This window comes from Nostoc sp. UHCC 0302, from assembly GCF_038096175.1.
Lineage (GTDB): Bacteria > Cyanobacteriota > Cyanobacteriia > Cyanobacteriales > Nostocaceae > UHCC-0302.
Map to the genome: position 1 here is coordinate 3235493 of NZ_CP151099.1, position 15321 is coordinate 3250813.

A 15321-nucleotide genomic window follows, 5' to 3' on the forward strand; every position below is an offset into this window, starting at 1 on the left:
TCTTTGGATTTATGCAATCCTGACAAACAATGCTTATAGTTGGTTATTTAGGTGGACAACCACCCGATTACGTAAGTGAGGCTAACAATCATGTCACATCCAATCATTGCATCCAAGTTGTTTGTTGAGTTATCTGATGAGCAACAGGAGCTTTTAGCTGGTGGAACCGATGTTGAGCTAAGTAATACCAAATTCAAGCAGAAACAGATATTTTTACAAGGCACAACCTTTTCTGGCCCACAAGGTAGCTCCGCTAACTCTCAAGGAAATAGTACTACCTTAAGGACTTCGGCAAAAGATTTATTAGGCTTGGGTATAAATACCCCTGGTCGTGTATCTACTCCAGGTCGCCCTAGAATGGCTCCTGGAACGGCTACAGAAACTGAGTAAGAAGATTAACCATATCCCATAGGTGACCCGGAAACATTAGCTGTCACAATAGAGCGCTTCGCATATTTAAGTAGGGATATGGTTAGTGGGGGTTAACAAACAGTACATAATGAGGAATAAGCTGTTTTTCCTTCTCACCATCCTAGTCCATTCCCCCTACCGATAATTTGCGACTTTGAATTGAATAGCTAATATTGCAAGGGTCATCTATTGAGTTTCTCAATCCGATACCTTAAACACCATTGAAGTGGTGACGCTGAAAAATCTAGGCACTCAAGGTTTCCTTTCTTGAGTGCCTGAACAAGCCACAAATTTTACAGCTTTTTTGTTATTTTCTCTTTTGTATAACCTGACCATCTGACTCAATGCTTGAAGAAAAACTGCATCAACGAGTTATTTCTAAAGCAACAATGAGCAAACATAATAATTTTACCCACCAAGCCTATTTTTTAGCCTTTATTACAGCTAATGTGCAATGAGTATCTCTTAAAAAATGTCTCGCATATTAAAGTAAGGAATGGATGGCAACTAGAGGTTTTTAAACAGTTAAGCATCAACAATCAAAATAAACTGTTAGATGAGGCTTATTCTTCCTTCTTTCTCAACCCAATATCTGCAATGTTGTAAACGCTCAAAGTTTCTTCTCATTTGGTGTGTAGGAGCGATTGGGCGAACCTTAGTAACGCTTGTGGTGATTGCACTGCACGCAGTGGCAAAGCCAATCGCACATTCTAGTAATTTTCTGTCTTTTAGCTAAATACGTCAGGCAAAACTGCAATTGCAAGTCACACCATTTCACTTTAAGAATGATACAAATACTTTGGTAGGGACACGGCATTGCCGCGTCCCTACGAGAAATCTATATGTATCAAGTTTTTCGTGAATTGGTATCAGTCTCTGGAATCCTGATTTCTCGTATAGGCTTACGTAAGCGAGGCTAACAATTATGTATGGTCAAATGATTACATCTGAATTTTTTGTAGACTTATCTGATCAACAACAGGAGCTTTTAGCTGGTGGTGCAGACTTTGATTTGAGTAATACCGAGTTTGTTCAAGAGACTGCTAATGTACGCAAAAGCAGCAGTTCTAGTCCCCAAGGAGATAGTAGTAGCTCTACTTTCCAGCAAAATGACATCAGTAGCTCTGCACAAGATTTTTTAAGCCCAACTAGAGTATTTCCTTTAGGTGTCACAGGTTTAGCTTCTAGAGCCATTGACACCCCAGTTACCTCATTCATCAATAATACCAACCGAGGGTAAGCCAGCACAATCATTGCTAATTCCAGAACTTTCCTTACATATTTATCTTTGCACTCATAATCATCTAGCTGAGTGTTTCTGATAAAATCTAGCCTGCGAGTCAACTTATAAAGTTCTTTTCTGAAGACAAAAAGGGGGAGAGGAGATAGTTATGACTCGCTCAACGTAAGTGAGGACTTTGAGGGAGTTTGAGCGTTCTCCTCTGTTTTTCTAACGCGTTGCCCACGTTATCTAGATGAAAAAGGTAATTCCAGCGCGATCGCGCATACCTTTTTCTTCCCCCTTGACTGATTATAGCTAATTATAAAGCCTATGTATGCCACTGTTAGCAGCGTATGTTACCGTTTTGCTTTTTAGTAGTGAAGTGGCGGAGTGGAGGAGTAGAGGAGTGGAAGAGTGGGGACGAGCATAATAAGGGACTTCCAACTAAAAAAATATACAATCGCTTTGGTGAGTAGGGAAGGCAGGGGAAGAATCTAAAATGATATTTGCTCCCACCCATTGAATAATTTATTTTCTGGAAGTCCCTAATTCTTTTCTCCTCTTTAATCGCATAACCCTAAGATTGTTGATGTATCAATTAAAAACAGAAGGTAGAATACCGTGGACTCCCTACACAGAGAAGAAAATCATTTTTGGAATAGGTCTAATGAACCAAATCCAGAGCAGCTCCATTTAGTTGAAGCTAATGAGTTTCTCCCCCATATCAGTAAATGGACTAGCATCGGCGGGGGAGTTCTAATTACTATCTTTGTGGCAGGATTGACTCTGACATCTGTTCTTAAGTACAACGTTACTGTTAAAGTGCCTGCAACTATCCGACCTGTAGGAGAACTACGGCTTGTTCAATCTGCAATGAGCGGAAGTGTACAAAGGATTGATGTTCAGGAAAATCAGTTAGTAACGCAGGGACAACCAATTGCTCAGGTTGATGATTCCCGTCTCAAAACACAAAAGAGTCAACTAGAAAATACTATTCGCCAGAGTCAATTACAACTCAGTCCAATTCAAGCCCAGCTTGGTGAAATAGATACCCAAATCGCAGCTCAGACGAACTTAATTCAACGCACAATCGTAGCTGCACAAGCGGAGTTAGGTGGTAGCCAACGCAACTATCAAGATCAGCAAATTAAAGCTACGGCTGATATGATGCAAGCACAAGCAGCTTTGACTTTAGCTAAGGTGCAACGAGACAGATTACAGCGTGAAAAACTATTAAAAGCAACTGTAGAGGAAACAGAAGCAGCTTTGGCGTTAGCCAGGGTGCAACGAGACAGATTACAACGCGAAAAATTATTAACAACAACTTTACAAGAAGCAGAAGCAGCTTTGGCGTTAGCCAGGGTGCAACGAGACAGATTGCAGCGAGAAAAAGTCTTAACAGCAGGTGTCCAAGAAGCAGCAGCAGCCTTGACTTTAGCCAAGGTGCAGCGAGACAGATTGCAGCCCATAGTGGCAATGGGAGCAATTTCTCAAAATTTCTTTGAGGAAAAAGAACAAGCAGTAAAATCTGCTGAAGCAAGGTTAGAAGAAGCGAAAGCCAACGCTAAAAATCTCCAGGAGGAAAAAGAACAAGCGGTGAAAGCTGCTGAAGCCAAGCTAGAACAAGCTAAAGCCAATGCTAAAAATCTCCAAGAGGAAAAAGAACAAGCGGTGAAAGCTGCTGAGGCGAAACTAGAAGAAGCCAAAGCCAACGCTAAAAATCTTCAGGATGAGAAAAACCAAGCCCTGACAGTTGCAGAAACTAACCTAGAAAAGGCAAAAACCGCTATTAATCCTAGTAATGCTCCTGTGACTGTAGCTTTAGAAAAGATTAAGCAAGAACAAGCACAAGGTGAAGCTACCTTAGCTGCTTTGAAAAAAGAAAGAGAGACTCTGCTCCAGCAACGCTTAGAATTTCAAAAGCAACTCGATCACACTCGTAAAGAACTACAACAAGTAGAAAGTGACCTGAATCAAAGTGTGATGCGATCGCCAATCGCAGGTACTTTACTGCAACTGAATCTTCGTAATCCTGGACAGGTAGTGCAACCTGGGGAAGCTATTGCTCAAATTGCTCCCCTCAACGCCCCAGTTGTGATTAAAGCGCAAGTGCCAGCTAAAGACATTGATAAGGTAAAATCCGGTCAACAAGTGCAGATGCAGGTTTCTGCTTGCCCCTATCCAGACTTTGGCACACTTCACGGCACTGTCAAAACAGTTTCACCAGATGCCGTACCAGTTGAAAAAAATACCCAAGCTCAAAGTGTTCCACAAGTAGCAGCCTATGGGGTAATTATTGAGCCGCAAACTTCGTATGTGGGTAGAGGCGATCGCCAGTGTCATCTTCAATCTGGCATGGAGGGTAGAGCTGATATTATTTCCCGTCGAGAAACCGTACTTCAGTTCATTCTCAGAAAAGCCAGATTAATTGCGGATTCTTAATTAGTTGGGGCATAGAGTAGAGACGCGATTATACTCTTGCGAGAAGCCGCTCTTCGAGCGTCTACGCGTCTGTACAAGAGTTAGGAATTAGTATTTTTCTCCCTCATACCCAATCCCCAGTCCCTAGTACCCAGAATAGGTTTATCAACCATGTTTGATGTATTCAAACCCCGAAAGAATTATCAGTGTGTTTCGCAGTTAAGTGAGGAAGACTGCGGGGCAGCTTGTCTAGCTTCGATTTCCAAGTATTACGGACGTTTTTTAAGCATCACTAAAAGCCGAGAAGCAGTAGGTACTGGGCAACTAGGAACAACTTTACTAGGTCTCAAACGTGGATGTGAGACGCTAGGTTTTAATGCTAGAGCAGTCAAAGCTGCACCAGCGATCATAGACAGAATTAAAGAAATAACCTTACCTGCGATTATTCATTGGCATGGCTACCACTGGGTTGTTTTATACGACAAGCGTGGCAGTAAGTACGTAATTGCCGACCCATCTGTAGGTATCCGCTATGTCAGCCGAGAAGAGTTAACAACGGCTTGGAATGGGGTAATGCTCTTACTAGAGCCAGATACAGAACGCTTTACTAACCAGCCCGAAGAACAAGCTAAAGGTGGCTTAGGGCGTTTTTTAGCCCGTATCTTGCCCTATCGTGGACTACTAACTCAGGTTTTGATGATCAATGTTGTCTTGGGTCTACTCGCTCTAGGCACTCCCGTATTGATACAACTGCTCACAGATGATGTCTTGGTACGTGGAGATACTCAGCTACTTACAGTTGTGATTACAGCTGTTATTGTGATGAGTTTGTTCAGCAGTAGTCTGCAAGTATTGCAAGCCATCATGATTGCTCATTTTGGTCAACGGTTGCAATTGGGGCTAGTCTTAGAATTTGGGCGAAAAATTCTTCAACTGCCCTTAAGTTACTACGAAGCTCGGCGTAGTGGCGAAATTACTAGCCGGTTGAGAGATATTAATGAAATTAACCAGTTAGTATCGCAGATTGTAGTTCTTTTACCCAGTCAGTTTTTTATTGCGGTAGTTTCTTTCTGCTTGATGCTGTTTTATAGCTGGAAACTAACATTAGCAGTCATTCTGTTTGCTGTTTTGATGACCCTATCTACCCTACCTTTTTTACCCATTCTTCAACAAAAGACTCGTAGTCTGTTGGTATTGGGGTCGGAAAATCAAGGCGTTTTAGTAGAAACGTTTAAAGGCGCACAGGTAATCAAAACCACAAATGCCGCTCCACAATTTTGGGATGAATTCCAAAGTCGATTTGGTCGCTTCGCAAATTTAACTTTCAGCACCATTCAAATCGGAATTATCAATGGTACTATTGCCAAACTCTTAGCTACCCTTGGCGGCGTAATTCTACTTGGATTGGGCAGTGTTTTGGTGATTCAAGGAGAAATAACCATAGGTCAAATGCTCGCTTTTAATACCTTACAGGTCAATGTTTTGAATTTTATTGATTCGTTAGTTAGTTTAGCAGATGACTATGTTCGCTCTCAAACAGCAATTTCTCGTCTTTTAGAAGTTATCGATGCGACACCAGAAGTAATTGGAGGTAGCCCAAAACCAGTTGCAAAAATTTCTGAGGATGCAGACATTCGTTTTTCCCATATTCAATTTCACCACGCTGGCAGAGTTGACTTATTAGAAGATTTTTCTCTGAAGCTACCTGGAGGGAAAGTAATTGCTTTAATTGGTCAGTCAGGCTGTGGCAAAAGTACTTTAGCCAAACTGATGGCAGGTTTATATGAGCCAAACTCTGGCAATATCAGAATTGGTTTTTATAACATTCAAGACCTTTCCCTTGAGTGTCTACGACAACAAGTAGTTTATGTACCGCAAGAGCCGCATTTCTGGAGTCGCTCGATTTTAGATAATTTCCGGTTGGGAACGCCATACATTTCTTTTGAGGAAGTTGTCAAAGCTTGCGAAATTGCTGATGCAGAAGGCTTTATCAGCCAGCTTCCTAACAAATATCAAACTGTTTTAGGAGAATTTGGGGCAAATCTCTCTGGTGGACAGAGACAGCGATTAGCGATCGCCAGAGGTATCCTCACCAATCCACCTGTACTGGTTTTAGATGAAGCAACCGCTGGACTTGATCCAATCAGCGAATCTCATGTATTAAATCGGCTGTTGGAATACCGAAAAGGCAGAACCACAATTTTGATTACTCACCGCCCCAGTGTAATCAATCGCGCTGATTGGATCGTATTACTAGATAAAGGTCAAGTACAGCTACAAGGTACGCTGGATACTTTTCTCTCTCAGCAAGGAGAGCATTTAAAGTTTCTATCACTATAAAAGTAAGGAAATAGTTATGTATGACAATAGCAAACTCCAAAACTTAGAATTGCTCAGAGATATGTCTGAGCAAGAACAGGAAATTTTAGCTGCTGGTCAAAGCTCAAATCTAGAAAATAAGGGTAACTTATTCTTACAAAAAACTAACTTAGAAACCCAGGCAGAGAACATATTAAATCTCAAAAATGGTGATATTTCTTTACAAAAAACCAAATACACCTTATCCCAGATTACATTAGGTGCCTCCATTAAATTTGGATTACCAGATTTTAAGCTAGTTGAAAATAGTGCAAGCAGTTTTATTGGCAAATTATTAAATGGCTTAGTTTCATAAACCTTGCTTTAGCTTTTTTAGCAAAAATTACTAGTTATGGAGGCATGATTAATTCTGTCTCCATAATTTTTCATAAATACTAATATTCTCGTATTTTGCACTATTTTTAAAAACTATAGTATGGGTAATATCTAAAGTGCAGAAATCAGATTTTTAACTTGTATAGGGTATTGTCTATTTATAAAAATTGCAATAGTATACTGAAAGAAAAGTAATTTTTGAAACTATTAGTTTGGTAAAAAATATAATATTAAAAATAATATTATTTGATTAATAAATTTACATTATTTAACCTAAGTTGCAAACAGGAAACCAGTGATTTGTAGCTTAGACTAAATCAAAAGTAATAGACTATATCTATTAATATCTAACTTTAGAATAGTTCAAAATTTCAGCTAATTATTAATAATAAAAAGGTAGGTAAATAACACCTACATTAAGTAAGTGAGGTAAAGAATTTATGTCAACTCAATTCATCATGTCTGATCTGCTTGTAGAGCTATCTACAGAACAACAACAGCTTCTAGCTGGAGGACAACAATCCGAGGATGATTCTGATGAAACAGGTTCTGGCACAGAAGAATCTGTATCTACAGATAAGGGTATCGGTCGCCCACGCCGTTACAGAATTAACAGTTCCAGCCTCGTTACCGTCCGTAGAATAAGTTAAATTTTGCAATTGCCAGGGGAAGATAAGACTCATACAATTCACTCTGAAGCAACAAGTTTTAGAGCGAGTTTTGACAGTATACTCTGTTTGTCAAAGTACGAATTTAGCTGCTCAAAGCACAAATATCAAGTGCTAACTTGAGTAGTTCAATTTCTACGCCCCTGGTACTAAATGCAAATAGTTTTAAATAGTTGACGCTTATATTATTTGACGTTGAAACTCAAATTTTATAGCCGTCATTTTGCACCCATTTAGGTATGAATCCATTATGGGTGCTTGCTTATTTATAAGCATTGTTATTTTCTCAATCTAAAATAGATAAATTAATAAGCACTCGGGACAATATACTTTATCTCAAAAATGCAACAATTTAACACAATTAATAAAAATTAAATTATTTGTAATATATTTTTTACATATCAGACATAATTATAATAATATCTAACTCTAGATAGGTTAACGCCTAGTACAGACTTCTATAAATAGAAGTATAGATATTATAGGTTTATGCTCTTAGTACATATATATGTAATATCTATACAAGTAAGTGAGGCAAAGGATTATGTCAAACAAAACCATTTCATCTAATCTACTTATCGAGCTATCTATAGATGAACAACAGCTTCTAACTAGAGGCGAAAAAGGCAAGATTAATGCAATTGGTAATTTTATATATAGGGGTGCAGTTTATCCTGCTACCATTAAAATACGTTTAAAATTTACCTAAAAAGCAAATAACTAACAAGGTAAACCAACTCAGGTAATTAGCTCAATTTCAATCAAATATTGAGATGAACTTGGGTAGTTTATACCTGCAAAATTCTTAAATAAAGATATATAGAAAGGTATGTACTATCAATAGCCCTTACCTTTCTATTTTAGAATTGTTATGAATATAAGTAGTTTTGATGATGGGGCAATTTTTTTGATATTAAAGCGTTTAGCTTTAATATTACAAGTTTAATCATTAAGATATTTTCTGATCAAGAGTAGGAAGATTACCTACTTCTGAACATTAAAAAATCTATTAGAGCCAGATGAATATATCAATCAAATATAATTGATTGATTAATAAAATGGGAAGCGATCGCAACATAAAAGTTTAAAACTCTATGGTAATCATTGTTAAAATAGATACTAAACTCACCGTTAAACAAAGATTAGAAATTTATTTTTTTTATTTATTACTTTTGGATAGTTTAATTATAAAAAACAGAGCTATAAATAAGAATATAGGTATTAGATACCTATGTAAGTAAGTGAGGCAATTCATTATGACAGTTCAAATCATAGAATCTGACTTATTGGTGGATTTATCCACAGATCAGCAACAACTGTTGTCTGGTGGACAGTTTTTTCCACGACGACCACAAAATAATCCCGATATTATAGTCACGGGTAATCTTACCACTTCTCAAGGCGATCAATTTCCTATTCGAATTTTAGGTTTTAGGCTCGATCAGTAATCCTTATCTAGCCAATTCACTAGGTTAAACATTCATGGGGTGAGAAGACTCATATAAGCCGCTCAAAATAAATCTGATTTTGAACGAGTTTAAGCAGTCTCAAATGTTCTCTAAAGATATTAAAACAATTGCTAGAGGCAAGAAAAGTATATACTAGAAATAGCTATATCTTTTCTAATCACCCCCTTTATTAAATTTGGCAAAAAAGTTTAATTCAAATAAGAATACTAGGTAAAACATTACCTAATCCAAAAGCAATATTTTAAGCTTTTTTATTTCTAACTTTAGGGTAATTTAATCTCTAAAAAATATGTTTAGAAATAAAAGTATAGGTGTTATGCCTTATATATCTTATACAGATGTGTGTAACACCTATTAGTAAATGGAGGTAATGAATTATGTCTGATTCAATTAAGACATCTGATTTGTTTGTAGAGTTATCTACTGAAGACCAGCAGCTCTTAGCTGGTGGACGACGTGACTACGATGATGATTACGACGACTACGACCACGATCACGATCACGATCATGGCAGAGGTAAAAGATGTTATACACGATGCAAGCGTGTCTGTGAATACTAAGTTGTGAAACCACGCAAGCTTAGTAGTTTCGTAGTTGGAACTTTGCCAATAAGAGGAGAAAAAAACTGACATAATTTGCTTAATATTAATTAAACTTTGCAAGAATATGAGCAGTCTATTCTCTTCTCTTCAGGCATATAATCAACAAACTCAAAACAAAAAGATAGTTGCTATTAATAGCAACTATCTTTGTACAATGTAAAAATTATTATTCTTTAATGAATTAATTACATTAAACATCAAACTACATACTTATCTGAATTTATCTTAAATTAACAATAAAATTTTTTAAAGTTTAAAGTGATATTTAATATAAAAAGTTAAAAATGTCTGACTTTATTTAAATAACTTTAATTAGTCCGAGCTTTGTATTTAATAAAGCTTTTATTTTATTTACAGTTACTAAGCTTAGTCTATTTCAATAGTAATAAGTTTATTACTTTTATTTCTAACTTTAGGATAATTTAATCTTTGTAAAATCTGTATAGAAATAAAAAGAAAAGTATTACACACATTTATTTTTTGCAAATATGTGTGTAACACGTCTATACAAAATTGAGGTAACCAATTATGTCAAATCAAGACAACCATTCTGATTTACTTGTAGAATTATCAGCCAAAGAACAGGAGCTACAAGCTGGCGGCTATGGCGGTTGTTACCCCTATGGCGGCTACGGCGATGGTTTCTATGGTGGTGGCTACGGCCGTGGTTTTTATGGTGGTGGCTACGGCCGTGGTTTCTATGGTGGTGGCTACGGTCGCGGCTTTTATGGTCCTGGCTTCTACTAAGTTTATAAAGTCTATTGGCTCAGTAATTAGCTAGGTCAAAGGTTACAATTACTGGGGAGAGAAAAGATTTATATAACTCGCTTTAGATAAATCAAACAAGCTTTCTGAGAGTTTAAGTAGTCTTTTCTTTCCTCGCAACCTAATACCAAATTAAGTGAGCATGCATAATTATAAATATTAAAGAAAGCGATCGCTAAAATTAAAAAACAAAAAAATTTAACATTATCCAATTAATATGGGTGAAATTTTTTGCTGGCTATCCTAAAAATCATGAATCTATTCTCCAATAAACTTTTCATGAGCTAAAAGGAATAAAATTAGTATTTTTATTTCTAACTTTAGGATAATTTAATCTTTGTAAAATATATTTAGAAATAAAAATATAGGTATTACACAAATATTTTTTGTACATATGTGTGTAATACCTCTTTAAAAAAGTGAGGTAAATAATTATGGCAAATCAAGAGAATCAATCTGATTTACTTGTGGAATTACCCAACGAAGAACAGCAACTTCTATCTGGAGGCCGCTGGGGCGGCGGCTGGAGACGAGGCCACTGGGGCGGCGGCTGGAGACGAGGCCACTGGGGCGGCGGCTGGAGACGAGGCGGCTGGTAAGCTAATCGGCAAAGTCCACTAACAGATGAATCAGCATAACTCGATTGATATAAATCAGTTTTGAGAAAATTTAGTACACTCTTGTTTATTTTCTCAAAGCATTCAATCGACAGGCTAGAGATGAGAAAGGTAGGTGCTAAGAATAACGCCTGCCTTTTTCTTTTTGTCTTACCAAATTCAAGATAGTTACTTAGTGTAAATTACGCCTCCAATTTTGCCGAGTTTATTACTATCGATCGCTCCGAAATCCAGTCTTGTAAAATCGGATTTACTAACTCAGGAGCTTCATCTTGAGGACAATGCCCCACCCCTTCCAAAGGAATAAACTTTAGTACTTGGGGGAAGTTGCCTAATTCTCTCCCCAATTCAATTGGTTCCCAGGGATCAGCCGTTCCCCACAAAATAATTGCAGGGCAGGGCAATTGTGGTAAAAGGTCTTCAGGTAGAGGCCCTGTAGAATAACTAGTAAAAGCCAGAAATACGGCTACAGCACCTGGATCACTTGCGGGCGCAGTCAGAATATCTACTAACTCATCTGTCACCACCTCAGCATTCGCATAAGCTTGCAGCAAAATCTTCCGCACTGTTTTTGGTTTAGCAACTTGATTGAAAAAGAACTGGCCGAGCGGTTTAATAGATAGCAGGCGTTGTAACACAGGCGCTCCGACACGACGAGTCCAAGGTAAAGTTGCACGTTTGCGATCGTGTAATAGTCGGAGTGAACAATTAAGCAAGGCAACTCCTAAAGCAATATCCGGGTTGCTTACCGCTGCTTGCATGACGACAATACAGCCAATAGAATTTCCCACTAAAAAAGCTGGTTCACCAACCACTTCCCGGCAAAAATCTGCTACTTGCTGTCCCCAAGTTTCCAATGTGTAGTGCATTTGTTCACCTGGTTGAGGTTTCGCTGAAGCCCCAAAACCAATCAAATCTATAGTATAAACACGGCAATTTTCTGCTAATGCAGGGATATTTTTCCGCCAGTGCCACCAAGAAGCCCCAAAACCATGCACTAAAACAACAGCCGGCCCAGTATCTCCTTCGGCTTGATAGCAGATAGGATAATCTTGCCAAATCCAGGTTTTTGTGGGGGTAAGTGTTGTTTTTGAACTAGAGTTTGTCATGGTAAATTTTGTAAATATAATCTTATGAACATAAAGTAAAGACACCCAAGAAACAGTATACAAGTTAATTCATAGGGACTATTTTGTGCTTTTTACAACTTAAAAATACAGTATTAATACTGAGAAGACAAAAAAATATTATTAAGGCTATATAACGGCTTATATGAGTTTGTCAGGGCAAACTACTCAAGCCTGTTTCCAAAACTGTTAGCTCAAAGCCAGTTCAATCGGCGTGCTAGACGCTTGGAGGGAATGCTGGAAGAATTAAGACGTTTCTGGGTTCTTGAGTTGGGGGCAATCTTTGAGCGCACCTTACTGTTATATACAAAACAAGTGTCAGTAGTTGGCTACAAACGTGACAAACGCCTTCATTGATTTTACTGGAAGTGCTGATTATGGTTGGTGTGCTAGTCGGAAAATGAATTACTTTAGCTACAAATTGGTACTCATCAGTACCCTCAACGGTATACCCCTAGTTTACTCCTTATACCATTTCATTTTAAAAATGATACAAATACTTTGGTAGGGACACGGCATTGCCGTGTCCCTACGAGAAATTTATTATCAAGATTTTCGTGAATTAGTATTAGTGCCAGCTAGTACTGATGAACGTCTAGCGGCAGAATCTGTTTTAGAATGCGTTCGTGGCTGTCGCATCTTGGTCGATAAAGGATTTATTGGCGGCGAATGGCGAAAAGGTATTTCCCAAACCACAGGCAATCAAATTTTCACTCCCAAACGAGCCAACCAACTTCAACCACAGCCAAAAGCTTTTGAGGGTTTATTAAATAGCCTACGCGAGCGTGTTGAAGGTGTATTTAACGAGGTACAAAATCCCTACTCCCCACTCCCTGCCTCTTCTCCTAGCCTATTTCTTCTAAGTAGCGAGAAATAGCATTATCAAGGTGTGGCATTAATTCACCTCGACTGCTACCGAGAACGCTGTAAGCTGGGCGAGGAGCGATGAAACCCAATTCTTGCGTAGGCAGAGAAATTAAACTACTGGCACTTACGCCAGCCTTTTTAGCTGCTAACAGTGCCAAATCAGACCATGCGACAGCACCCTTGTTAGCCAAATGCCACAAACCGTTCTCACCATCAATCAGCAAATCAAGGCTGGCATGAACAAGATCAGGTACATAAGTTGGCGAGACGATCGCATCTTTGGCAGCAACGAAAGTATTACCAGCAGATAATTGCCGCAGGGCGATTGTGACGAAGTTGTATTCATCCCAAGGGCCAAAAAATGCACTGGTGCGAATCACTAACGATGTGGGATAAGCCTGCAATACCAGCTTTTCTGCTAAAACTTTACTACACCCATATACATTGAGAGGCCCAACCGTATCACTTTCCACATAAGGATTAGACTCAGCACCGTCAAATACTAAATCTGATGAGAAAGTTAACAGCGCCACATGATGTTGAGCGCAAGCAGCAGCTAAAATCGCTGGGCCTTCAGCATTGACTTGCAGGCAAATATGGGGTTCGCGTTCTGCATCGTCCACCCGCACATAGCCCGCAGCGTTTACAACTGCCCACGGTTTCAACTGGGTAAGCACTGCATTCACAGAGGCGGGATTAGTAATGTCCATCTCTTGGCGTGTTAGCAGGTGATATGTGATCCCGCGTATTTCACACAAGCGAGCAAAAGCCTTCCCTAAAGTTCCTGTGGCTCCGATGATCGCCAAGGGACGCGGGGAGGTAGGAGTAGAAGCGCGATTAATCACAGAGGTTTCCCCGATCACTGCACTGCAACTTAGTGCAGGGTATAACAGGCGCTCTTGCCGATGCCACCAGCCAGGGGTCTCAAGTAGCGGATGATCTGGTTTATGCCCATTTGCTAAATCCTGCACCATTTTTGCGATCGCTGTTGGTCGAGGATGTGGCGACCGCAAATCAAACACGCCTGACTCGTAGTAGCCGTGAGATTTTGTGACTAAACTATTCCAATCGTAGCTACCAAGGAGCGCCCAAGCAGTGACAGCGCGGATATCCACCCCCTCACCTTGTAATTCCTGTGCGGCATTCCACACTTCATATAACCAGCGTAGTTGTTCCTCGCGGGTGCAGCTGATATGAGCTTCCGTAACCGCAAGTGGCAGATTATAGCGTTCCCATGTTTCTTTGAGTAAAGTTCGCGGCCCTGCCAAACCCTCAGCACAAACTCTCACCGCTTCTACATCTGCATACTTGTCTCGTCCATTACCTCCATGCGTCCCAACTGGATAGTTTTCTAGATTTTCATCCAAAAAGCGTTCGCTTGTCAGGTAATGATTAATACCGATGATGTCAGGTGGACAAGTATTTTGCAAAAATCCCTCAAGTTCAGCACCACTAATACCGCAGTCTTGAAGGTAACCCCACATTGGATGAGTTGGGCTGATTCGACCGCACAATAAATCAAAACTCAACCAGCGGCGCTCGTTTTCAAATTCTGCTTGATATGCCAGCTTTGATGTACTGTAAATCTTCCCTAAATCTTCAGTTTGCACTAGTTGAGCATTAGGGTTGACTTGGCGGATTGCTTGCATCGAAAGGGCGATCGCTCGACACTCTCCCAACAAAGCACGAGCAAAAGTTAAATCATCCCGACCGTGAGGATACCAGTGACCGTACATCCCACTGAATCGCGCTGTTGTCAGTGGTTCATTTACTGGTGTGTAATGCGTTACCCAAGGATAGCGTTCGGCAACCGCACGGGCAAATACCGCTAGTTTTTCGGGAAATTCTGGATCTACCAAGCTGGTATCACGCGGGCCACTACCATGATGCACTAATCCCACAATCGGACGAATGCCGAGTTCGCGCAACCGTTCCAGTCGCTCATCTGCCCACAACCAGTCAGCATTCTCCAAACCATTGGGCGCTATCTTCTCCCAAAGGATGGGATAGCGAATCGCATCTATACCTAGTTGGGCAAATAAGTCTAGGTCATCCAAGCGTGTTGCATGACCATTGCGTTCTAACTGGTCAAAATACTCTTCACCCACACGATTAACCGTACACTCTACACCAGCCCAAACTTCTAAAGGAAGTTTTGATTTAGGTGTGTTGAGTGTCGAGTTGAAAGCAAAAGCCATAAATTACACCAATTCGTAATTCGTAATTAAAAAAGTTAAACTAAATGCAATAAAGTTCAGAGAAGTTGAAAATCTGTGCCATGCCAGTAGTGGCGTGTTATGCCGTAGGCTAACGCACCTTAAATTGTTGATGGTGCGGCGCTTGGCGACAACGCACCCTACATTGCTAATTCATAGATAGTTTAGTTTTCTTGTTTTAACTTAGTAGTTCGCAATTGATAATTCATAATTCGTAGTTAGTACTTCTAATTACGAATTAC

At 39.5% G+C, this 15321-nt stretch carries 13 protein-coding genes; 11 read left to right on the top strand and 2 right to left on the bottom strand.

Annotated features, from left to right (window positions below):
• Nucleotides 1-90 precede the first annotated feature (90 nt).
• The 10 genes from WKK05_RS13940 to WKK05_RS13985 all read left to right on the top strand — a co-directional run bounded on the left by WKK05_RS13940 (nucleotide 91) and on the right by WKK05_RS13985 (nucleotide 10234).
• Nucleotides 91-390, top strand: coding sequence for a CTB family bacteriocin (locus WKK05_RS13940; RefSeq protein ID WP_341530251.1), 300 nt, complete (start codon nucleotides 91-93; stop codon nucleotides 388-390).
• Between the two features lie 946 nt (nucleotides 391-1336).
• Nucleotides 1337-1651, top strand: a complete 315-nt coding sequence (locus WKK05_RS13945) for a CTB family bacteriocin (protein ID WP_341530252.1) — start codon at nucleotides 1337-1339, stop codon at nucleotides 1649-1651.
• Between the two features lie 603 nt (nucleotides 1652-2254).
• On the top strand, nucleotides 2255-4075 hold the full coding sequence (locus tag WKK05_RS13950) for an HlyD family efflux transporter periplasmic adaptor subunit (RefSeq protein WP_341530253.1): 1821 nt from the start codon (nucleotides 2255-2257) through the stop codon (nucleotides 4073-4075).
• Nucleotides 4076-4225: 150 nt separating this feature from the next.
• Nucleotides 4226-6394: a peptidase domain-containing ABC transporter gene (locus WKK05_RS13955; protein ID WP_341530254.1), complete on the top strand. Its 2169-nt coding sequence runs from the start codon at nucleotides 4226-4228 to the stop codon at nucleotides 6392-6394.
• A 16-nt stretch (nucleotides 6395-6410) separates the two neighbouring features.
• Nucleotides 6411-6728, top strand: a complete 318-nt coding sequence (locus WKK05_RS13960; RefSeq protein WP_341530255.1) for a hypothetical protein — start codon at nucleotides 6411-6413, stop codon at nucleotides 6726-6728.
• Between the two features lie 460 nt (nucleotides 6729-7188).
• Complete coding sequence (locus tag WKK05_RS13965; RefSeq protein ID WP_341530256.1) at nucleotides 7189-7398, top strand: hypothetical protein; 210 nt, start codon at nucleotides 7189-7191, stop codon at nucleotides 7396-7398.
• Between the two features lie 562 nt (nucleotides 7399-7960).
• On the top strand, nucleotides 7961-8125 hold the full coding sequence (locus WKK05_RS13970; RefSeq protein ID WP_341530257.1) for a hypothetical protein: 165 nt from the start codon (nucleotides 7961-7963) through the stop codon (nucleotides 8123-8125).
• A gap of 547 nt (nucleotides 8126-8672) precedes the next feature.
• Complete coding sequence (locus tag WKK05_RS13975) at nucleotides 8673-8864, top strand: hypothetical protein (protein WP_341530258.1); 192 nt, start codon at nucleotides 8673-8675, stop codon at nucleotides 8862-8864.
• A 398-nt stretch (nucleotides 8865-9262) separates the two neighbouring features.
• Nucleotides 9263-9445 carry a hypothetical protein gene (locus WKK05_RS13980; protein ID WP_341530259.1) on the top strand — a complete coding sequence of 61 codons (183 nt, stop codon included), beginning with the start codon at nucleotides 9263-9265 and terminating at the stop codon, nucleotides 9443-9445.
• A gap of 570 nt (nucleotides 9446-10015) precedes the next feature.
• Nucleotides 10016-10234, top strand: a complete 219-nt coding sequence (locus WKK05_RS13985; protein ID WP_341530260.1) for a hypothetical protein — start codon at nucleotides 10016-10018, stop codon at nucleotides 10232-10234.
• Between the two features lie 817 nt (nucleotides 10235-11051).
• Here WKK05_RS13985 and WKK05_RS13990 read toward each other — a convergent pair.
• A complete protein-coding gene (locus WKK05_RS13990; RefSeq protein ID WP_341530261.1) occupies nucleotides 11052-11978 on the bottom strand; it encodes an alpha/beta fold hydrolase in 927 nt (308 codons plus the stop codon).
• A 541-nt stretch (nucleotides 11979-12519) separates the two neighbouring features.
• On the opposite strand from WKK05_RS13990, the gene WKK05_RS13995 reads away from it, so the two are divergent.
• Nucleotides 12520-12873, top strand: coding sequence for a hypothetical protein (locus WKK05_RS13995; protein WP_341530262.1), 354 nt, complete (start codon nucleotides 12520-12522; stop codon nucleotides 12871-12873).
• On the opposite strand, the gene WKK05_RS14000 is transcribed toward WKK05_RS13995, so the two are convergent.
• Nucleotides 12842-15061 carry a family 1 glycosylhydrolase gene (locus tag WKK05_RS14000; protein ID WP_341530263.1) on the bottom strand — a complete coding sequence of 740 codons (2220 nt, stop codon included), beginning with the start codon at nucleotides 15059-15061 and terminating at the stop codon, nucleotides 12842-12844. The two genes, WKK05_RS13995 and WKK05_RS14000, sit on opposite strands and share 32 nt — an antisense overlap.
• Nucleotides 15062-15321 lie beyond the last annotated feature (260 nt).